The sequence below is a fragment of the Streptomyces sp. Tek67B01 genome, assembly GCF_055231995.1.
Genome location: NZ_JBUYUY010000001.1, coordinates 2,527,675 through 2,547,580, shown reverse-complemented (window position 1 = coordinate 2,547,580; position 19,906 = coordinate 2,527,675). Strand labels below are relative to the sequence as shown.

The following is a 19,906-nucleotide window of genomic DNA, read 5'->3' as shown; positions in this document are numbered from 1 at the left end:
CCCTCGACACGGTCCCCGGCTCCGCCGACGCGGCCGGCGCCGCGCACCCGACCGGGGCGGGCGCCGCTCACGACTGGGCCGGGGTCTCCAGGGCGTACCCGACGCCGTGGACGGTGCGAATCCGCTCGGCGCCGATCTTCCGGCGCAGCGCCTTGATGTGGCTGTCGACCGTACGGGTGCCCGAGGCGTCCGCCCAGTCCCACACCTCGGCCAGCAGCTGCTCCCGCGAGAGCACCGCGCGCGGCGTCCCGGCCAGGCACACCAGCAGGTCGAACTCGGTGGGCGTCAGGTGCACGTCCTCGGCCTGCACCCGCACCCGCCGCTGCGCGTGGTCGATCTCCAGGTCCCCGAGGCGCAGCGTCGCCCCGCGCGGGGCGGTCGCGGCCTGCGTGGCCCGCTCCACCCGCCGCAGCAGGACGTGGACCCGCGCCGCCAGCTCCCGCATCGAGAACGGCTTCGTCATGTAGTCGTCAGCGCCGACCCCGAGCCCCACCAGCATGTCGGTCTCGTCGTCCCGGGCGGTGAGCATCAGCACCGGCACCGGCCGCTGCGCCTGGACGCGACGGCAGACCTCCAGCCCGTCGAAGCCGGGCAGCATGACGTCCAGCACCAGCAGCTCGGGCAGCCAGCTCTCGGCCGCGGCGACGGCGGCCGGGCCGTCGTACGCCGTCTGCACCTGGAATCCCTCGGCGCGCAGCCGGGCCGCGATGGCGTCGGCGATGGTGCGGTCGTCCTCGACCACGAGCACGCGCCGCTGGGCACCTGGAGTGGCCGCGGCGCCGCTGTGGGTGGTGTGTGTCTGTTCCATGTCCCGCCCCTGAAGATCCCGCGTGATGGGGTGCAGCGTAGAGGAGGCTCCGGCCCGCGGCCATGTGGGGTTCCGACGGACCGCCGCGGGCGTTCGGACCCGCTCAGCCCTCGAAGGGGGGCAGCGCGTCCAGCACCTTCGTCAACGCCGCTGGTACGGAACCGTCGTTGGTGACCACCTTGGTCGTGCCGCGGACGAAGGTGTACGTGAACCCGTCGAAGACCGTCCCGCCGCTCTTGCCGGTCCGGGGCAGGTGTGCGAAGTCCGCCGCCTCGACCGCCGTGCGCAGCCTGCCGAGCTGCGCCCCCGACAGCCGCCCGGCGCCCTCCGGCTCGGCGCGCGCGCCCTGCCGGGTCCAGGCGCCGTCGGACGCGACGGTCAGGGTGTGCGTCCGGCCGGCGAAGCCGCCGCTGCGGGTGACCGTGACGATTCTCTCGGCGGTGGCGGTGGCGGTGGCGGTGGCGGTGGCGGTGGCGGTGGCGCCGGCGCCGGCGGGAGGCGGGGAGGGCGCACCGGGTTCGGGCGCGGGCACCGACGTGTCCTGCGGCGAGGGCAGCGCCCCGCCGGCCGACGCCTCCGCCGTGAACGTCACCAGCGAGTGGTCCGGCCGGGCCAGGCCGCACCCGCTCAGGACCACCGCGCCCAGCACTGCCGCCGCCATCGCCCGGAACGCTCGCACAACCCACCTCCGCTGGAACGGGGGCCGACCCGAACCCCGAGTATGGAGTCCGTACCACTCGCACGGAAGCACCCGGAGGCCGACATCAGCCGCACAGCCCTGTGGCGCGGGCTGCCGCCGCTCCTCGCCGTCGTCCTCGGTCTCTGGGGCCTGGAACGCGGCCCCGGCGGCGGCAGCCTGTGGCGCGACGAGTCCGTCACCGTCCAGGTGGCGCACCGCCCGCTCGCCGGCCTCGCGGACCTCCTCGGGCACGTCGACGCCGTCCACGGGCTGTACTACCTGCTGATGCACGGCGTCTACGGCCTGTGGGACGGCGGCCTGTGGGCGCTGCGCCTGCCCTCCGTCGCCGCCACCGCCCTGGCCGCCGCCGGAGTGGCGGCGGTGGCCGACCGGCTGGCCGGACCACGGGCCGCGCTGATCGCCGGCAGCGCCTACGCCCTGCTGCCGCCCGTGCAGATGTACGCCCAGGAGGGACGTTCGTACGCCCTCGTCGCCTGCGCCGTGGTCTGGGCGACCTACCTGATGCTGGCCGAGCGGTGGGTGGCCTACGCCGCGGTGCTGCTGCTCGGCTGCTGGCTCCACGAGTTCGCGGTCCTCGCCCTGCTCGCGCACGGCTGCGCCGCCCGGCGCTCGCGCGGTTGGCGGTGGAGCGCGGCGGCCGTCGTCGCCGCCTTGCTGCCGTTGGCCGTCGTCAGCGCCCGGCAGGCGCGGCAGCAGCTCGGCTGGCTCGGGCGGCCGAGCTGGCAGGACTGGACCGCCTACGGGGTGCTCGCGGTGGCGGTGGTGCTGCTGGCCTGGGGCGTCCGTGACGAGCGGCGGGCCCTGCGCGTCGCCGTGCCGCTCGCGCTGCTGCCGCCGGGGCTGCTGATGGCGGTCTCCCTGGTCCACCCCTGGTACGTCGACCGGTACGTGCTCTACGCGCTGGCCGGGTTCGCACTGCTGATCGGGATGCGGCTCGCGCGGGTCGACGGGGCGCGGGCGCGCACGGTGTGGCCATGGGTGCTGGCCGCGGCGTTGCTCGCGCCGTGGGGGTGGTGGTCGGCCTGGCTGCGGACCCCCGACAGCCGCAAGGACGACGCCTTGGCGGTGGCCACCGCCGTACGGGAACGGGCCCGGCCGGGGGACGCCGTGCTGTTCCTGCCGTCACGGCGGCGCGAGTGGCTGCTGTCCTCGCCCGGGACGTACGCACCCCTGCGCGACCTGGCCCTGGCCCAGACCCCGGAGGCCTCCCACAGCCTGTGGGGGACCGAGTCCGCCCCCGCGGGGATACGGGCCCGGCTGGCCGGGGCGACACGGGTGGTGGCGCTGCTCGATCCGCCGGACCAGCCGCTGGACCCGTACCCGGCCGAGGCCGCGAAGCGGGAGGCGCTGGCGGACGGGTTCCGGCTGTGCTCCGTCACGAAGGTGCGCGGGGCGCGGGTCGCGGTGTACGCCCGGACAGGAGCCGACTGCCTCTGAACGAGACGCCCGGGCACGGTGGTTGGATGGGCGGGTCGACCTTGCCGGAGATCCGGATGCCGGAGGAACCGTATGACCGCCCCCGAACCTCCCTTCGGACCCCTGATAGGGGCCGAGCAGCTCGCCGTCCGCCTCCTCGAACCGGACCTGGTGCTCTTCGACGCCTCCGTCGGCGCGCTGCGCGGCGCGGACCGGCGCATTGCGGGGGCCCGCCCCTTCGACCTCGACGGGGCGCTGTCCGACCACGACTCGCCCGTCCCGCACACCATGCCCACCGCCGTGCGGTTCGAGGAGGCGATGCGCGAACTCGGGCTCGGCGACGGCGACACGGTGGTCGTGTACGACGGCGCCGGGATCTACTCCAGCGCCCGCGCCTGGTGGATGCTGCGCGCGATGGGCTTCGACCGGGTCGCGGTCCTGGACGGCGGGCTGCCCGCGTGGAGCGCCGCCGGACTGCCGCTGGAGAGCGCCGGCCCGGCGTACGGGGGACCGCGCGGCACCTTCACGGCCCGGCCGCGGCCGGGCCTGCTGGTGGACGCCGACACCGTGGCCGAGGCCCTGACCGATCCGACCGCCGCGGTGCTCGACGCGCGCTGCCGGGATCGGTTCGCGGGCACCGCCCCGGAGCCGAGGCCGGGACTGCGCGGCGGTCACATGCCGGGCGGGGTCAACCTCCCCTTTACGGAACTCCAGGCGCCCGGCGGGTCGATGCTCGCGTCGGGGGAGCTGCGCGAGGCGTTCCGGGCGGCGGCGGGGGACCGGGAGCGGCTGTACTTCAGCTGCGGTTCCGGGGTGACGGCCTGCGTCCTCGCGCTGGGCGCCGACCTGGCCGGCTACCGGCACACGGCCGTGTACGACGGCTCGTGGAGCGAATGGGGACTACCGGGGCCGTCCCGGCCACGCCCGGTGGTGACCGGGGGTCAGCCCCAGGGTCGGGTCGGGTAGCGGCCCCATGGTGGCGGGGGGAACGGCTCGGCAGACTTCCGGCATGACTTCCCCATCGCGCGCGTTCCCCGTCCGGCCGGCCCTCGCCATACCCGCCCTCGCCGTCGCGGCGGGACTGCTCCTCACCGGCTGTTCCCTCGGCCGGCTCGCCGAGAGCGGGCAGAAGACGGCGACCGACGACGCCACCGTGGCCGAAGCCGTCCACGCGGTGGAGGTGGCGGACGGACGGCACGGCTCCGTCGAGGTGACCCCGGGCAGCGGCCCGGGTGTCACCGTCCACCGCACGGTCCACTACCGCGGTGACACCCCGCCCCGGCCGGCCCAACGGGTCACGGGGGGCGTGCTCACCTTCACCCCCGGCTGCGCCGACTCCTGCTACGTCGACTACCGGCTGGAGGTGCCGGCCTCGGCGACCGTGAGGCTGGCGACCGACAGCGGCCGGCTCAAGGTCACCGGCGTCGCCGCAGCCGACCTCTCCTCCTCCTCGGGCGCCGTCACCGCCGAACGCGTCGCGGGCACGCTGAAGATCCGTACCTCCTCCGGCGACGTGGGAGCCGGGCGCATCGCGGGCCCGATGGAGATCCGTACCTCCTCCGGCGACATCCGGGCCGCGGAACTGTCCGGCACGCGGGCGGAGATCCACTCCGGCTCGGGCGACGCCCGCCTGGTCTTCACCGCGCCGCCGACCTCGGTGACCGCCGAGACCGGCTCGGGTGACGTGACGCTCCGGGTGCCCCGGGGCGCCTATCGGATCGGGGCGAGCACCAGCTCCGGCACTCGTGACATCACCCTCCCCGCCGACCCGGCCGCCCCGGCGAGCCTCGCGGTGAAGACCGGCTCGGGCGACCTCCACATCTCGGCCGGCTGACCGCGCGGCGCCGTGTTCGCCCCGGGCGAACTCAGGTTGGGGAACATCGACGGGCTCCGGGACATTGAGTCGGCATAGCTCAACTTCACTGCCGGAGGGAAGATCATGGCTTCGACGTCCGTAACGCTCACTCTGCCCGTGCTGCCGCTCGATGACGAGGTCGTGCTGCCCGGAATGGTGGTACCGCTGGACCTGTCCGACGCCGAGGTGCGCGGAGCCGTGGAGGCCGCCCAGGCCGCCGCGGGCAGCGGGAAGCCCCGGGTGCTGCTCGTACCGCGGGTCGACGGGAAGTACGCGGGGATCGGGGTGCTCGGGACCGTCGAGCAGGTGGGACGGCTCTCCGACGGTGACCCCGGGGCGCTGATCCGCGGACGCGGTCGCGTCCGTATCGGCGCCGGCACCACCGGGCCCGGAGCCGCGCTGTGGGTGGAGGGCGAAACCGTCGACGAGCAGGTGCCGGACCCGCTGCCCGGGGCCGTCGCCGAACTCGTCAAGGAGTACAAGGCCCTCGCCACCAGCTGGCTCAAGAAGCGCGGGGCCTGGCAGGTCGTGGACCGGGTCCAGCAGATCGAAGGGGTCTCGGCCCTCGCCGACAACTCCGGGTACTCGCCGTTCCTGACGGTGGCCCAGAAGGTGGAGCTGCTGGAGACGACCGACCCGATCGCCCGCCTCAAGCTCGCGATCAAGGCGCTCAGCGACCACCTCGCCGAACAGGACGTCGCCGAGTCCATCGCCAAGGACGTCCAGGACGGTGTCGACAAGCAGCAGCGCGAATTCCTGCTGCGCCGCCAGCTGGAGGCCGTCCGCAAGGAACTGCGCGAGCTGAACGGCGAGAAGGAAGGCGAGGAGTCCGACGACTACCGGGCCCGGGTCGAGGCCGCCGACCTGCCCGAGAAGGTGCGCGAGGCCGCGCTCAAGGAAGTCGAGAAGCTGGAGCGCTCCAGCGACCAGTCGCCCGAGGGCTCCTGGATCCGCACCTGGCTCGACACCGTGCTGGAACTGCCCTGGAACGAGCGCACCGAGGACGAATACGACATCCGCGGCGCCCGCGCGGTGCTCGACGCCGAGCACGCCGGGCTGAGCGACGTGAAGGACCGGATCACCGAGTACCTCGCCGTGCGCAAGCGGCGCTCCGAACGCGGCATGGGCGTCATCGGCGGCCGTCGAGGCGGGGCCGTCCTGGCCCTGGTCGGCCCGCCCGGTGTCGGAAAGACCAGCCTCGGGGAATCGGTCGCGCACGCCATGGGCCGCAAGTTCGTCCGGGTCGCGCTGGGCGGCGTACGGGACGAGGCCGAGATCCGCGGCCACCGGCGGACGTACGTCGGCGCGCTGCCCGGCCGCATCGTGCGGGCCATCAAGGAAGCCGGGTCCATGAACCCGGTCGTGCTCCTGGACGAGATCGACAAGGTGGGGTCCGACTTCCGCGGGGACCCGGCGGCGGCGCTGCTGGAGGTGCTGGACCCCGCGCAGAACCACACCTTCCGGGACCACTACCTGGAGGTGGAGCTCGACCTCAGCGACGTGGTGTTCCTGGCCACCGCCAACGTGCTCGAAGCCATCCCCGAGGCGCTCGCGGACCGTATGGAACTCGTCCGGCTCGACGGCTACACCGAGGACGAGAAGATCGTCATCGCCCGTGACCACCTGCTGCCGCGCCAGCTGGAGCGTGCCGGCCTCGCCGCCGACGAGGTGGTCCTGGAGGAGGACGCGCTGCGCAAGCTGGCCGGGGAGTACACCCGGGAGGCGGGCGTTCGCACGCTGGAGCGGTCGCTGGCGCGGCTGCTGCGCAAGGTCGCCTCGCAGCACGAGTTGGGCGAGCGGGACCTGCCCTTCGTCATCGGAGCCGACGACCTGCGGGCGCTCATCGGGCGGCCGCACCACGTCCCGGAGTCCGCGCAGGACCCGGCCGAGCGGCGCACCGCCGTGCCGGGCGTGGCCACCGGCCTCGCCGTGACCGGAGCGGGCGGGGACGTGCTGTTCGTGGAGGCCTCGCTGGCCGACCCGGAGACCGGGGCGGCCGGGCTGACGCTGACGGGGCAGCTGGGTGACGTGATGAAGGAGTCGGCGCAGATCGCGCTCAGCTTCCTGCGCTCGCACGGCGCGGAGCTGGAGCTCCCGGTCGCCGACCTCAAGGACCGGGGGGTGCACATCCACTTCCCGGCGGGCGCGGTGCCGAAGGACGGCCCGAGCGCGGGCATCACGATGACGACCGCGCTGGCCTCGCTGCTGTCGGGGCGGCAGGTGCGGACGGACGTGGCGATGACGGGAGAGGTCTCGCTGACCGGGCGGGTCCTGCCGATCGGCGGGGTCAAGCAGAAGCTGCTGGCCGCGCACCGGGCGGGGCTGACCACGGTGATCATCCCGAAGCGGAACGAAGCCGATCTGGACGATGTCCCCGCCGAGGTGCTGGAGGGGCTGGAGGTGCACCCGGTGACGGACGTCCGCCAGGTCCTGGAACTGGCCCTGGCCCAGGCGGAGGTGGCCGCCGTGGCGGCCTGACCCCCACGCCCGGTTGGCGGGCGCGGGTGCGGTCGGGTCGGCGATCCCGGCGGGGTGCGGGTGCCGGGGCTCTGCCCGGAACGGCCCGGCCCCGGGCGGGGTGCGGGTGCCGGGGGCCCGACGGGGTGCGGGTGCCGGGGGGACCCGGCGGAACCCGGCTCCGCCCAGCCCCCGCTCGGCCGGCCCCGGCACTTCCAGGCTCCCGGACACGGCCGGGCTCCCCGGGACTCCCCAGGCCCAGGCGCTGCCGGACTCCTCGGCCCCCGGGCGTTGCCGGGCTCTCCGGGACTCCCCGGACCCCGCCGGGCCCTGTGGAAGTTCCCGGGCGCAGGCTCCTCCCCGCCCCGCCCCGGGGAGGGGGGAAAACCTGGGCGGGAGCCCGCCGGGCATCGGGCTCCGTCCGGGCTTCGCCGGGCCCCGGGACCTGCTGGGCATCTGGGTCCCGCCCTTGCTTCCGGCTCCTCCGGGTCCCTTGGGATCTGCCAGACGTCCGGCTCCGCCCTGCTCCCGCTCGGCCGGGGGGAGGGCTATCCGTGACCCCTGAGGCTCTGCCCGGGGCATCCGGCCCCGGTACGAGCTCCCGCCCCGGGTCCCGGCTCCGCCCGGGCTCGGGCGGACCGCCGGGGTCTGCCGGGCACCGGGCTCCGCCGGGCCCCGGTCGCCGGGGCCGCCCCGGTCCAGCCGGGCGCCGGCTGGACGTCTGCATTCGGGCTCTGCCGGGACATCGTGGCCCCGGATTCCCCGGGGCTCTGTCCGGGACCTGTGCCGCCGGCGGAAGGGTTGGGGGCGCGGTGGCGAAATGAGGGTGGGGCGGGGGCATCGGGGTGTTCGCTGCGAAATAATGGGTGTACGCAGCGTGAGACCACCACCGACCGACGGGAGCCGGACGTGCACGGGAGAGAAGACCAGGAGTTCCTTGCCCTGGAGCGGGAGCTGTCCGTCTTCCTCCGGCGCGCCCGCGCCTCCTCCGGCGAGATGGCCCGTGCTCTCCACCCCGAGCTGGAGCCGGCCGCGTACGGGCTGCTCGTCCGGCTGGAGGCCGCGGGGCGGCAGCGGGCCACGGAGCTCGCCGCCTACTTCGGCGTCGGCAAGGCCACCATGAGCCGCCAGTTGCGCGCGCTGGAGGTGCTCGGACTGGTGGCCCGGGAGCCGGACCCCGCCGACGGCCGGGCCTTCCTCGTCGGACTCACCGAGGAGGGCCGGGCACGTTTCCTGCGGGTCCGGGGCGCCCGGCGCGAGCAGTACATGCGCACGCTCGCCGACTGGGACCGGGGCGAGGTCGCCGAACTGGCCCGGCTGCTCCACCAGCTGAACCAGGGCGCCGAATAGGCACCCCCGCCCCCGCCCCCGCCCCGACCCCCCGTTCACAGCTCCGCGTACACCGCCGACGCGTCGTCGTGGCGCTTGTGGCGGGCCGACGGCCGCGTCCGGTCGGACTCGATCGCGCGGAGCCGGCCGATCAGACCCTCGGCACCCTCTTTGCGCAGCACCGTCATGCAGTCGCGCCAGTCGCCTTCCCGGAAGGTGTCCGTCCACCGGCTGGCCCCGTCCGTGAGCGCTGCCACCGCCCGCACCTCTTCGCGCGGGGTACGCCCGGTCACCGCCCGGGCCGCCACCGCCGGGTCCGCGGCAGCCGTGAAGAAACCGCCCTCGGCGTTGCGCAGCGCGTCCGCCGCGGCCACCGAGCGCAGCGCCTCGGGCGGGACCCGGTCCAGCCGGTCGTCCCGTACGGCGGTGACCTCACCCCCGGGCGCCTGGAGGAGCAGGACTGAGTCCGACAGCACCAAGTGCTCCACCTGCGTCTCGTCCCAGCGGGTCATCACCACCGTCGCCTGCGGGGTTCGCACGTGAGAAAGGTCACACCGGCCGCCGTGGGCTCCGGCGGTCGCCCGGATGGCTTCCGCCAGGATCCGCTCCAGCGGCATGTCCCTTCGCGAGCCCGAGAGTTCGGCCAATCGGCCGCCGAGCCGGGCCGCGAACCACGGCACCCCGTGCACGCAGCCGTCGTCACCGCGCGGCGGGGTGACCCCGTCGAGAACCACCACAACTCCGCCGCCCGAGGCGGGTATCGCGGCCGAGACCCAGTCCTCGTTGGGGCGTTCCGGGCTGCCGGCCATCGAGGCCAAGTCGATGCGCATGCGGACATTCTGCCCCGCGCGCCTGCCGCGAACGGGCCCCGCGACGAGGAAGGTCCGTACCAAATCGGGAGGGGTGGGACGGCCCGCCCCGAGACCCCGGGGCGGGAGGGGCGGGGCATCTTGCCAAAGCGCGCCTCGAACTTTCAACCGCCCGTCCACGGACGGCCTCTGGCACGCGCCGCCCGAGTTGGCCGCCCACTCCTCCGTGATGTTCACTCCTTCGAGTGGCGGGGTGGGCGATGTGCGGCTCTGTCCCCATCGCACTGCGAAGGTCTGAGGCGGCACGAGGGGGCAGGGGGCGTTTACTTGTTGACCGGCCGTTACCTCGGCCACACGAGTAGACGAGCACGAGCACACGTACAGGATTGCGAGCACCGGTGCAGAAGAAGCGGTCTCGGAAGAACGGCACCGCCAGCGCAGACGGACCCGCCCCCGCAGGACGTCGCGTCCGCGTGCGCAGCAGGCTGGTGGTCGGCGTGGCCGTCGCCGGCCTCACCGTCCTCGCGGCAGGCGCTCCCGCCGTCGTCTCCGCAACCAGAGAACTCAACGACTCCCAGCGGCTGGTGACCCTCGCCGAGCAGGCACAGGGGAGCCTGACCCTGGCACACCTCCTCGGCGACGAGCGGGACGCCGTCGTCGAGTACGCGGCCAAGGGCCGACCCGCGGGTGCCAAGACCGGCGTGCAGGAACGCGCCGCGGGCACCGACCGACAGGTCTCCGAGGTCCAGGCCGACGCGGACGGCCAACTCGCGGGCGTCCTCGGCCGAATCCGGACGGTGCGCGCCGAGGCGGTCGACGGCAAGGGCAGCCCCCTCGCCGCGCAGCAGGCGTACACCGCCGTCATCGCGGAACTCCTCGCGCCCGGCGACCGGCTGGCCGAACTGACCCCGCCACGCGCGGAGGCCGCCCTGGTGACCACCCGCCCGCTCGCCCCCCTCGGCCAAGCCGTCGAACAGGCCTCCGCGACCCGTGGACTGCTGCTCGCCGCGCTGGCCGTCCCCACCCCCCGAGGCGAGCAGTCCTCCGGCTCCGCCGCCTCCGACGAACTCACCGCCGCCGCCCAGCGCGCGCGGGTACGGGAACAGGCCGCCCTCGACGACTTCGCGCGGGCCGCGCGGCCCGACGTACGGCAGACGCTGACCGACACCGTCACCGGCCCCGAGGTCAAGTCGGCCGACGACTACCTCAAGCGCCTCACCGAGCGGCCGACGCTGTCCACGGCCGACCGCAAGGCCGACTCCGGCTCCGTCGGCTCGGCCCTCACCGCCCGGATCGACCGGATGCGTTCGGTGGAGTCCACCCTGGCGGGCCGGCGGTCCACCGCCCTCGCCACCCTGCGCGACGACGACGTCCAGCGGTTGGAACTGCTCGTCACCTTCCTCGGTGTGCTGTTCCTGCTGGTCGTGGGTGTCTCCACGGCCGTCGCCCGCTCGCTGACGCGCCCGCTGTCGGTGCTGCGCCGGGGCGCGGAGCGGCTGGCGACGCCGGAGGGCTCGGTGGAGCCGGTCCGGTTCACCGGCCGCAACGACGAGTTCGCCCTGGTGGTGGGCCACCTCAACGCGGTGCGGGACCAGACCGTCGCCTTGCACACGAAGATCGCCGGGCTCGACGCCGACCGGCGCCGCCTCATCGGTCGCAACGAGGCGCTGTCCTCGGGTCGGGCCGCGCTGGAGACGGAGCTCAAGGAAGTCCGCGCAGGGCTGGAAGCGGAGCTGGAGGAGCTGCGGACCGGGCTGGAAGAGCACCGCCGCATCATGTCGACGACCTCCGTCTCCCTCTCACTGCGGACCCTGGGCCTCGTCGAGCGGCAACTGGCCGTCATCGAGGAGCTGGAGTCCAAGGAGCAGGACCCGGAACGGCTCGCGACCCTGTTCAAGCTGGACCACCTGGCGACGGTGATGCGCCGCCACAACGAGAACCTGCTGGTGCTGGCCGGACAGGAACACGGCCACGGGCAGGTCCTGCCGGTGCCGCTGGTCGACGTCATGCGGGCGGCGGTCAGTGAGATCGAACGCTACGAGCGGGTCGACCTGGCGGCGCTGCCCTCGTACACGCAGATCGCCGGGCACGCCGCCGACGACATCTCGCACGTGCTCGCGGAACTCCTGGAGAACGCGACGACGTTCTCGCCGCCGGACGCCAAGGTCAAGGTGTCGGGGCGGCTGCTGGACTCCGGTGAAGTGGTGCTGTCCGTGGTGGACGAGGGCATCGGGGTCACCGCCGACCGGCTGGAGTCCCTGAACGCCCGCCTGGCCACCCCGGAGGCGTACGACGAGGAGCCCGAGACGGAACACGGGCTGGGACTCGGCCTGTACGTGGCCGGCCGCCTCGCGGCGCGCCACGGGGTGACGGCGGAGCTGCGGGCCGGCCGGTACGCCGGGACGGAGGCCCTGGTGGTCGTGCCCGCCGCGCTCCTGCCGACCGCGTCGCCGACCTCGCCCGTGCACACGCTGGCCACGCCCGGGCTGCCGGAGTTCCGGCTGCCCGGGGTGATCGCGGAGGCGAACGAGAACACGCTGCCCCCACGGGTGCCCCCGGCGGCCAGGCCGGTCGAGGACGCCGCCGCCGAGCCGGTGTCTCCGGCGGTGGACGCGGCCGTGGCTCCGGCGGTGGACGCCACGGCGTCCGTCGAGGCGGTCGAAGCCTCCGGCTCCGCGGGGATCGCGGACAACCCCGACATCGCCGACGACCCCGACAACGCAGACGACGCCGACATCGCGGAGACCGAGGAGTTCCCCGGGCCCGTCGAGGCCGCAGCGTCCGTCGAGCACGGTATCGACGCGGGGCAGGCCCGCCCCGGCGAGCGGTTGCCCCCCGCCGAGCAGGTGTTCACGGCTGCGGCCCCCGCCGCCGGGGCGCCGACCGGGACGGGTCCCGAGGAGGAACTCCTCCTGCGGGACGTGCCCGCGCCGGACCCCACGGCCTTCGCGGTGCCCGACCCCGCCCGGGGAGACGCCGAGCCGTCGCGCGAGAGCCCGCCCGGGACCGACGTACGACAGGAAACGGCGTCCGCCCCCGCGCGGTCCGACGCCGCCCCGGTGGAGCCCGACCCCCACGGCCGGGCCGCCGCCGAGGACAACTGGCTCCCGCGCCAGGGCAACCACGGCCACCCCGAGGAAGCTGTCACCGACAAGGGCCTGCCGAAGCGGACCCCGCGCCCCGCGGCCACCGCCGCGGCGACCGCCCGGGCCGCCGACGTACGGTCCGAGCCGCGCCGGGTGGACGCCGAGGAGCTGCGCCGCCGGCTCGGAGGCTTCTACCAGGGCTCCCAGGACGGTCGACGCGTCGCCGCCGCCGAACTCGCCCAGGACCACGGGCAGGGGCACGGACGGGAACAGGGCGGCCAGAACCCGGACCGGGGCCGGCCGCGAGGGCAGACCGACCGGGGGGACACCGCACAGGAGGCACGCACATGACCGCGCCCAGTACGTACGGACTGAGCACCCAGGCCCGCAACCTTCAGTGGTTGCTGACCGACCTGGTCGAGGAGGTGCCCGGCGTCAACTCCGTCGCCGTCGTCTCCTCGGACGGGCTGCTGCTGCTCTCCTCGGAGCCGACGGCCCCGGTGGAAGGGGACCGGCCCAAGGGCCCCCGGGGTGCCTCCGCCGACCTCGCCACCATCGTCTCCGGGCTCGGCAGCCTCACCAGCGGCGCCGCCGACCTCATGGAGTTCGGTTCCGTGAAGCAGACCATGGTGGCGATGGAGCACGGCTCCGTCTTCGTCATGGTCATCAGCGACGGCTCGCTGCTGGGCGTGCACGCCACCCCCGACTGCGACATGAGCGTCATCGCCTACCACATGGCCCTGTTCGTGGGCCGGGCCGGGCACGTCCTGACCCCCGAAGTCCGCAGCGAGCTGCGCCAGTCGATGGAGAACACCCCGTGAGGAGTCCGGCCTCCGACCGGCTGCCCATACGCGGCGCCGACCGCCGCCCCGCCCGTGTCCGGCCGTACTCCCTCACGGGCGGCCGGACCCGCTTCGCGCAGATCCTGCTGGTGGAGACCTTCGTCGCCGCCCTCGACACCGGTCCGGCCGGTCCGGCCGACCGGATGCCGGAGATGCCGGCCATCGTCGAGGTGTGCCGCCGCATGCGCACGATCGCCGAGATAGCCGCCCTGTTGAAATTGCCGCTCGGCGTGGTCCGCGTCCTGGTCAGCGACCTCGCCGACCAGGGGCGCCTGCGCGTCTACGGCACGGGCCACGGCAGCGGCCGGCCCGACCGCGCGCTCCTGGAAAGGGTGCTCAGTGGCCTTCGCCGTCTCTGATCCGGCCGTGGTCGAGGACGAGCCCGTCCAGCCGTGGCAGTACGACCGTTCGCGAGCGCCCGTCGCCGTCAAGGTGCTGGTCGCGGGGGGCTTCGGCGTCGGCAAGACCACTTTCGTGTCGTCCGTCTCCGAGATCACCCCGCTGCGCACCGAGGCGGTGATGACCGCGGCGAGCCTGCCCACCGACGACCTGTCCGCGACCCCGGACAAACACACCACCACCGTCGCCATGGACTTCGGTCGGGTCACGCTCGCGGACGACCTGGTCCTGTACGTGTACGGGACCCCGGGCCAGGAGCGGTTCTGGTTCATGTGGGACGACCTGGTGCGCGGTGCGATCGGCGGCCTGGTACTGGCCGACACGCGCCGGCTGCGCGACTGCTTCCCGGCCCTCGACTACTTCGAGAGCTGCGGGCTGCCGTACGCCGTCGCCGTCAACCACTTCGAGGGATCGCGGGAGTACGCGGAGGGGGACGTGCGCGAGGCGCTCGGCATCCCGCCGGGCGTCCCTGTCGTGATCATGGACGCCCGGCGCCGGGACACGGTCGTCGAGTCGCTGCTCGCCCTGGTGTCGCACGCCCTGGACGCCACCCCCGAATAGCGCGAAGCACAGCCCCGCAGAAACCCAGCCCCCGAATCGAGAACGTGAGATGCGCAAGATACTCGTCGTCGGGGCCGGCCAGTCCGGTCTCCAGCTCGCCCTCGGACTCCAGTCGAAGGGGTACGAGGTCACCCTCATGTCCAACCGCACGGCGGACGAGATCCGCACCGGGCGGGTCATGTCCACCCAATGCATGTTCGACACGGCGCTCCAGCACGAGCGGGACCTCCAGCTGGCCTTCTGGGAGCGGCAGGCCCCGCGGATCGAGGGCGTCGGCGTCTCGGTCGCCGCCCCGGACGGCGGGCGCGCCGTCGACTGGCTCGGCCGGCTGAAGGGCTTCGCGCAGTCCGTGGACCAGCGCGTGAAGATGGCGGGCTGGATCGACGCGTTCGTACAGCGGGGCGGCCAGTTGGTCATCCACGGCGCGTCCGTCGCCGACCTGGACTTCTTCTCCCGGACGTACGACCTGGTGCTCGTCGCCGCGGGCAAGGGCGAACTGGTGTCGATGTTCGCGCGCGACGCGGCCCGCTCCCCGTACGACGCGCCGCAGCGCGCGCTGGCGGTCTCGTACGTGCACGGGCTCGGGCCGCGCCCCGAGCACCCGGACACCGAGGCGGTGCGCTGCAACCTGGTGCCGGGCGTCGGCGAGCTGTTCGTCATGCCGACGCTGACCACCTCGGGCCGCGCGGACATCCTCTTCTGGGAGGGCCTCCCGGGCGGTCCGGTGGACGCCTTCAAGGGCGTCAAGGATCCGTCGGAGCACCTGGCGCTGACGCTGGAGCTGATGGAGAAGTTCACGCCCTGGGAGTACGCGCGGGCCACCAAGGTGGACCTGACGGACGCGGGCGCCACCCTCGCCGGGCGGTACGCGCCGGTCGTCCGCAAGCCGATCGGCCGGCTGCCGGGCGGCGGCATGGTGCTGGGCGTCGCGGACGTGGTCGTGGCGAACGACCCGATCACCGGGCAGGGCTCGAACTCCGCCGCGAAGTGCGCGGCCTCGTACCTCTCGTCGATCCTCATGCACGGCGACAAGCCGTTCGACGAGGCCTGGATGAAGGCGACCTTCGACAAGTACTGGTTCACGACCGGCAAGCCGGTGACCCAGTGGACCAACGCGATGCTGGGCGTTCCGCCGGAGCACGTGCTGAACCTGATCGGGGCGGCCGGGCAGCTGCCGCCGGTGGCGGATCGATTCGCCAACGGCTTCGACAACCCGGCCGACTTCGACGGGTACTTCTACGACCCCGAGGACACGGCCGACTACCTGGCGGAGGTCTCCGCCTCGGTATCGCCGTCGGGCCCGCCCCCCGAGTAGCCGGTGTCGTCCCCCGCCGCGGCCGAGTCGGGCAGCGGCGGGAGGGCGAACGACGCGAGCGGGGTCCCGGTGGGGTCGGGGCGTACAGCGCCCAGGACCGGGTTCGCGGCGATCGGGGACACCTTGACGGTGGCTCCCGGGCGGGGTGCCTGGATGACCTTGCCGTCGCCGATGTAGAGGGCGACGTGGGTGGCGGTGGGGAAGTACACCACCAGGTCCCCGGGACGCAGCCGGTCCAGCGGGACCTTCGGCAGCTGCTCCCACTGCTCCTGGCTGGTGCGGGGGATGGAACGCCCGGCGTGCTCCCAGGCCCGGGAGGTGAGCCCGGAGCAGTCGAAGGAGGCCGGGCCCTCGGCGCCCCAGACGTACGGCTTGCCGATCTGGGCCACCGCGTAGGCGAGGGCCGCGCCGCCGGCGGCGGTGGGGGTGGAGGCAGACACGGAGGCGGCGGGGGAGCCCGCCCGGCCGAGGCGGCCCGAGCCGATCAGGGCCCGTTGCGCTTCGGCGGTGACCGCCGTCTCGCGGGCGCCGAGCTGGGCCAGTTGCTCGGCGGTCAGGGAGGCCAGGAGCCGCTCTACCTCCTTGAGCCGGCCGGTGACCTCCTCCTTGTGCCGCTTGCGCTCGGCGGTCAGGTCCCGCTGGGCGCCCAGGGCCTTGCGGGCGGCGCCGGCGAGGGTCCCGGCGCGCTGCTCGCCGTGTTGGAGGCGGGTGAGGACCCCGGCGGTGCGGGCGCCCTGGAGGGCGGTGAGCCGGCGCTGGTCGGAGGCGTGGCGGAGGTCTCCGGAGAGGAGCATCCGCAGGTAGGGGGAGAGGCCGCCGCGGGAGCCCTGGTACTGCTCGCGGGCCAGCCGGCCGGCGCGGGCCCGCTCGGTGGCGAGGGCGGTGCGGGCTCGGCCGAGTTCGGTGCTGAGCCGGCGCTCCTCGTCCTGGCGGGCCTTGAGGGCGACTTCGGTGGCGTTGTAGGCCTCGGATGCCTGCTCCGCCTTCTGGTACAGGTCCTGGAGGCGGGTGAGCAACACCCCGACGGACTCGCCGGCGGCCGGCGCGGCGGCGGGGACGGGTGCGGTGGCGGGCCCGGCGATCCGAGCGGTGGCGGGCCCCGCGCCGGACAGCGGTGCGGTGGCCGGCCGGGGTGCTCCGGCGGGGTCCGTCGCGGGGAGGGGTTCGGCGCGGGCGGTGGCGGGCGGGCCGGCGGCCGTGAGGAGGACGGCGGTGGCGACGCAGACGGTGCGGACAAGACGTGGTCGGTTTGTCATGTAATAACCTCCGGGGTGGCCGATGCTGCCATGCCCGGTGTGACGAATCACCCCACGGCTGCGGCGGGGTGAGGTCGCGTCACCTGTTCGGAGGGGGGCGGGGTGCTCCGGCCTTCGGCGTGGCTCGTCATCGTCTCCGGTTCCGACCGTTTGTGGCGACTCTTCGGCGCACTGTGACATAAGCGGACATAGCGTTCCCGTGCTTGCTACGTTCCCCCTATGACCGCTCTGACGGCGCAGGTGGCGGAGCCCGCTCCGCCCCCGCCTCCCGACGCCCGGACCCCCAAGGGCCGCGGCATCGAGCTCACGCTGCTCGTCGGGTCGGTCCTGATCTCCGTACTCGGTCACCTCTACGTCGGCTTCGCCGCCACCGGCCACTTCCCCGACGCCGTCACCCGGCACACCGTCGGGTTCGCCGCGGCCGCCCTGCTCGCGCACCTCGCGGTCCGGCTCCGCGCCGCGTACGCCGACCCGCTCGTCCTGCCCATCGCCGTCCTGCTCAACGGCCTGGGCCTCGTCCTGATCGAGCGGCTCGACCTCACGACCCCCGGCCACCCGGCCGCAGGCGACCAACTGCGCTGGTCGGGCCTCGGGCTGGCGCTGTTCGTGCTGGTCGTCGGAGCGCTGCGGGACCACCGGGTCCTCCAGCGGTACGCGTACCTCTCCGTCACCGCGGCGCTCGCCCTGATGCTCGTCCCCGTCTTCTTCCCGGCCGTCAACGGCGCTCACATCTGGATCCGGTGCGCCGGGTACTCCTTCCAGCCGGGGGAGTTCGCCAAGATCCTGCTCGCCGTCTTCTTCGCCGCCTACCTCGCCGCGAACCGCACCGCCCTCGCGCTGACCGGGCGCCGGCTGCTGTGGAAACTGCGCCTGCTCCCCGGCCGCGTCCTCGGCCCGATCCTCACCATCTGGCTGCTCAGCGTCGGCGTACTGGTCCTGGAGCGGGACCTCGGCACGTCCCTGCTCTTCTTCGGTCTGTTCGTGATCATGTTGTTCACCGCCACCGGGCGGATCGGGTGGATCGCGATCGGGTTGCTGCTCGCGGCCCTCGGCGCGTACGCCGTGGGGACGTTCGAGCCACACGTGCACGGCCGCGTGGAGGACTGGCTGAATCCTTTCGCCTCCATCGCGCGGGGCGACGGCCCCGGCCAGCTCGCCCAGTCCCTCTTCGCCTTCGGCGCGGGCGGCCTCCTCGGCGCCGGCCTCGGCCACGGCCAGTCCTTCCTCATCGGCTTCGCCGCCAAGTCCGACTTCATCCTGGCCACCGCCGGCGAGGAACTGGGGCTCGTCGGCCTGAGCGCGATCCTGCTGCTCTACGGGCTCCTCGTGGACCGGGGCTTCCGTGCCGGACTCGCGCTGCGCGACCCCTTCGGGCGTCTCCTGGCCACCGGGCTCGCCTCGATCCTCGCCCTCCAGGTGTTCGTCATCGCCGGCGGTGTCACCGGGCTGATCCCGCTCACCGGCATGGCCATGCCGTTCCTGGCGCAGGGCGGTTCCTCCGTGGTCACGAACTGGATCATCGTCGCCCTGCTGATCCGGCTCGGGGACAGCGCCCGCAGGCCCCTGCCGGCAGGAGAGGCGGTCCCCGCGTGATCCGCTACATCCGCTGGTGCGCGTACTTCTGCGCGGCCCTGCTCCTCGCCCTGCTGGTCAACATCGGCCGGGTGCAGGTCTGGGAGGCCTCCGCCTACGGCGCGAACCCGGCCAACAAGCGCACCGCCGTCGAGCGGTACGCGAAGCCGCGCGGGGACGTCCTGGTCGACGGCCGGTCCGTCACCGGCTCCCGCGACAGCGGCCAACTGCTGCGCTACGAGCGGACCTACACCGACGGCCCGCTCTACGCGCCCGTCACCGGCTTCTCCTCGCAGACGTACGGGACCAGCTTCGTGGAGCGCGCCGAGGACGCCGTGCTCGCGGGCACCGACCCCGGCCTGTCCGCCTTCCCGCTCTGGTACGACCTCGCGCGCGGCCACCCGCCCGGCGGGAACGCGGTCACGACGATCCGGTCCGGGACGCAGCGCGCCGCGTACACGGGGCTGGCCGGGAAGAGGGGCGCGGTCGTGGCCCTGGAGCCGGCCACCGGCAGGATCCTGGCCCTGGTCAGCAGCCCCTCCTACGACCCGGCGGCGCTCTCCGGGACCGGCGCGCGCGTCAAGGAGGCGTGGACGCGGCTGAACGCGGACCCCGCCAAGCCCATGCTCAACCGGGCGCTGCGCGAGACGTACCCGCCCGGCTCCACCTTCAAGATCGTGACGGCGGCGGCAGCGCTCGACGCCGGGGTGGTCAAGGACGTGGACGCCCCGACCCGGACCCCCGACCCGTACCCGCTGCCGGGGACCGACACCCTGCTGCCGAACGAGGCCACCGGCTGCGAGGACGCCTCGATGGCGGAGGCGGTGCAGTGGTCGTGCAACACGGTCATGGCGAAGATCGGCGTACAGGTCGGCCTGGCCCGCATGGTCGACGCGGCGCGGCGCTTCGGCTTCAACGACGACGGGCTGCGCGTGCCCGCCTGGGTGTCTCCGTCGACCTTCGACACCGACATGAGCCCCGACCAACTGGCGCTGTCCTCGATCGGGCAGTTCAACACCAAGGCGACCCCGCTCCAGATGGCGATGGTGGCGGCGGCGGTCGCCAACGGCGGGGAGCTCAAACGCCCGTACCTGGTCGAGCGCACCACTCAGGACGACGGGAGCCAGGTGCGGCGCGGCGAACAGCACACGCTGGGCCGGGCCATGAGCCCTTCTACGGCGCTGCGCGTGCAGGAGCTCATGGTCAAGGTGGTGGAGAACGGCACGGGACGCAACGCCGCCGTTCCGGGCGCGGTGGTCGGCGGCAAGACCGGCACCGCGCAGCACGGCGTGGGCAACGCGGGCACGCCCTACGCCTGGTTCGTCGCCTGGGCCAGGTCGGCGGGTTCCCCGCTGCCGGCGGTCGCGGTCGCGGTGGTGGTCGAGGACGCGTCGGCGGACCGGGGAGACATCAGCGGCAACAGCTCGGCGGCCCCGATCGCCCGCGCCGTGATGGCGGCGGCGCTTGAGGCGAAGCCGCGCACCCCGTAGCCCGCCCACCG

At 74.2% G+C, this 19,906-nt stretch carries 16 protein-coding genes; 12 read left to right on the top strand and 4 right to left on the bottom strand.

Annotated features, from left to right (window positions below; all coding sequences use genetic code 11):
- Positions 1 to 67: 67 nt before the first annotated feature.
- Positions 68 to 808 carry a response regulator transcription factor gene (locus tag ACV7NM_RS11195; protein ID WP_389663159.1) on the bottom strand — a complete coding sequence of 247 codons (741 nt, stop codon included), beginning with the start codon at positions 806 to 808 and terminating at the stop codon, positions 68 to 70.
- A gap of 103 nt (positions 809 to 911) precedes the next feature.
- Positions 912 to 1,487: a hypothetical protein gene (locus ACV7NM_RS11190; protein ID WP_463410162.1), complete on the bottom strand. Its 576-nt coding sequence runs from the start codon at positions 1,485 to 1,487 to the stop codon at positions 912 to 914.
- Between the two features lie 42 nt (positions 1,488 to 1,529).
- Between ACV7NM_RS11190 and ACV7NM_RS11185 the strand changes: the two genes are divergently transcribed.
- From ACV7NM_RS11185 to ACV7NM_RS11165, 5 genes are all read left to right on the top strand, one after another.
- The gene (locus tag ACV7NM_RS11185) at positions 1,530 to 2,945 is read left to right on the top strand and encodes a glycosyltransferase family 39 protein (RefSeq protein WP_463410161.1); all 1,416 of its coding nucleotides are present in this window, start codon (positions 1,530 to 1,532) and stop codon (positions 2,943 to 2,945) included.
- A 72-nt stretch (positions 2,946 to 3,017) separates the two neighbouring features.
- A complete protein-coding gene (locus tag ACV7NM_RS11180) occupies positions 3,018 to 3,890 on the top strand; it encodes a sulfurtransferase (protein ID WP_463410160.1) in 873 nt (290 codons plus the stop codon).
- Positions 3,891 to 3,933: 43 nt separating this feature from the next.
- Positions 3,934 to 4,758 carry a DUF4097 family beta strand repeat-containing protein gene (locus ACV7NM_RS11175; RefSeq protein WP_463410159.1) on the top strand — a complete coding sequence of 275 codons (825 nt, stop codon included), beginning with the start codon at positions 3,934 to 3,936 and terminating at the stop codon, positions 4,756 to 4,758.
- 105 nt (positions 4,759 to 4,863) lie between these two features.
- Positions 4,864 to 7,257, top strand: a complete 2,394-nt coding sequence (gene lon / locus ACV7NM_RS11170; protein ID WP_463410158.1) for an endopeptidase La — start codon at positions 4,864 to 4,866, stop codon at positions 7,255 to 7,257.
- 888 nt (positions 7,258 to 8,145) lie between these two features.
- A complete protein-coding gene (locus ACV7NM_RS11165) occupies positions 8,146 to 8,586 on the top strand; it encodes a MarR family winged helix-turn-helix transcriptional regulator (RefSeq protein WP_136215079.1) in 441 nt (146 codons plus the stop codon).
- Positions 8,587 to 8,621: 35 nt separating this feature from the next.
- Here ACV7NM_RS11165 and ACV7NM_RS11160 read toward each other — a convergent pair whose 3' ends face one another.
- Positions 8,622 to 9,395 (bottom strand): hypothetical protein, encoded by a 774-nt coding sequence (locus ACV7NM_RS11160; RefSeq protein ID WP_463410157.1) that lies wholly within the window; start codon positions 9,393 to 9,395, stop codon positions 8,622 to 8,624.
- Between the two features lie 452 nt (positions 9,396 to 9,847).
- Here ACV7NM_RS11160 and ACV7NM_RS11155 point away from each other — a divergent pair, with 452 nt between their 5' ends.
- The 5 genes from ACV7NM_RS11155 to ACV7NM_RS11135 are packed head-to-tail and all read left to right on the top strand — an operon-like array spanning position 9,848 to position 15,577.
- Positions 9,848 to 12,811, top strand: coding sequence for a sensor histidine kinase (locus tag ACV7NM_RS11155; protein WP_463410156.1), 2,964 nt, complete (start codon positions 9,848 to 9,850; stop codon positions 12,809 to 12,811).
- Positions 12,808 to 13,281 carry a roadblock/LC7 domain-containing protein gene (locus ACV7NM_RS11150; RefSeq protein WP_463410155.1) on the top strand — a complete coding sequence of 158 codons (474 nt, stop codon included), beginning with the start codon at positions 12,808 to 12,810 and terminating at the stop codon, positions 13,279 to 13,281. The genes ACV7NM_RS11155 and ACV7NM_RS11150 overlap by 4 nt, the downstream gene beginning before the upstream one ends.
- On the top strand, positions 13,278 to 13,661 hold the full coding sequence (locus ACV7NM_RS11145; RefSeq protein ID WP_463410154.1) for a DUF742 domain-containing protein: 384 nt from the start codon (positions 13,278 to 13,280) through the stop codon (positions 13,659 to 13,661). The genes ACV7NM_RS11150 and ACV7NM_RS11145 overlap by 4 nt, the downstream gene beginning before the upstream one ends.
- The gene (locus ACV7NM_RS11140; protein ID WP_463410153.1) at positions 13,642 to 14,262 is read left to right on the top strand and encodes a GTP-binding protein; all 621 of its coding nucleotides are present in this window, start codon (positions 13,642 to 13,644) and stop codon (positions 14,260 to 14,262) included. Before ACV7NM_RS11145 ends, ACV7NM_RS11140 begins: the two co-directional genes overlap by 20 nt.
- A gap of 49 nt (positions 14,263 to 14,311) precedes the next feature.
- Entirely contained in the window at positions 14,312 to 15,577 is a 1,266-nt protein-coding gene (locus ACV7NM_RS11135; RefSeq protein ID WP_463410152.1) for a styrene monooxygenase/indole monooxygenase family protein, read from the top strand.
- Here ACV7NM_RS11135 and ACV7NM_RS11130 read toward each other — a convergent pair.
- Complete coding sequence (locus tag ACV7NM_RS11130) at positions 15,523 to 16,833, bottom strand: C40 family peptidase (protein WP_463410151.1); 1,311 nt, start codon at positions 16,831 to 16,833, stop codon at positions 15,523 to 15,525. The two genes, ACV7NM_RS11135 and ACV7NM_RS11130, sit on opposite strands and share 55 nt — an antisense overlap.
- Positions 16,834 to 17,052: 219 nt before the next feature.
- Between ACV7NM_RS11130 and ACV7NM_RS11125 the strand changes: the two genes are divergently transcribed.
- Both ACV7NM_RS11125 and ACV7NM_RS11120 read left to right on the top strand, forming a co-directional pair.
- Entirely contained in the window at positions 17,053 to 18,426 is a 1,374-nt protein-coding gene (locus ACV7NM_RS11125) for an FtsW/RodA/SpoVE family cell cycle protein (protein ID WP_463410150.1), read from the top strand.
- Positions 18,423 to 19,895, top strand: coding sequence for a penicillin-binding transpeptidase domain-containing protein (locus tag ACV7NM_RS11120; RefSeq protein WP_463410149.1), 1,473 nt, complete (start codon positions 18,423 to 18,425; stop codon positions 19,893 to 19,895). Before ACV7NM_RS11125 ends, ACV7NM_RS11120 begins: the two co-directional genes overlap by 4 nt.
- Positions 19,896 to 19,906 lie beyond the last annotated feature (11 nt).

What these genes read in the sequence shown, in the direction of transcription:
- ACV7NM_RS11195 (WP_389663159.1), bottom strand. Translation starts at nt 808, where the DNA reads ATGGAACAGACACACACCACCCACAGCGGCGCCGCGGCCACTCCAGGT.
- ACV7NM_RS11185 (WP_463410161.1), top strand. Translation starts at nt 1,530, where the DNA reads ATGGAGTCCGTACCACTCGCACGGAAGCACCCGGAGGCCGACATCAGC.
- ACV7NM_RS11180 (WP_463410160.1), top strand. Translation starts at nt 3,018, where the DNA reads ATGACCGCCCCCGAACCTCCCTTCGGACCCCTGATAGGGGCCGAGCAG.
- ACV7NM_RS11175 (WP_463410159.1), top strand. Translation starts at nt 3,934, where the DNA reads ATGACTTCCCCATCGCGCGCGTTCCCCGTCCGGCCGGCCCTCGCCATA.
- lon (WP_463410158.1), top strand. Translation starts at nt 4,864, where the DNA reads ATGGCTTCGACGTCCGTAACGCTCACTCTGCCCGTGCTGCCGCTCGAT.
- ACV7NM_RS11160 (WP_463410157.1), bottom strand. Translation starts at nt 9,395, where the DNA reads ATGCGCATCGACTTGGCCTCGATGGCCGGCAGCCCGGAACGCCCCAAC.
- ACV7NM_RS11150 (WP_463410155.1), top strand. Translation starts at nt 12,808, where the DNA reads ATGACCGCGCCCAGTACGTACGGACTGAGCACCCAGGCCCGCAACCTT.
- ACV7NM_RS11135 (WP_463410152.1), top strand. Translation starts at nt 14,312, where the DNA reads ATGCGCAAGATACTCGTCGTCGGGGCCGGCCAGTCCGGTCTCCAGCTC.
- ACV7NM_RS11130 (WP_463410151.1), bottom strand. Translation starts at nt 16,833, where the DNA reads ATGACAAACCGACCACGTCTTGTCCGCACCGTCTGCGTCGCCACCGCC.
- ACV7NM_RS11125 (WP_463410150.1), top strand. Translation starts at nt 17,053, where the DNA reads ATGACCGCTCTGACGGCGCAGGTGGCGGAGCCCGCTCCGCCCCCGCCT.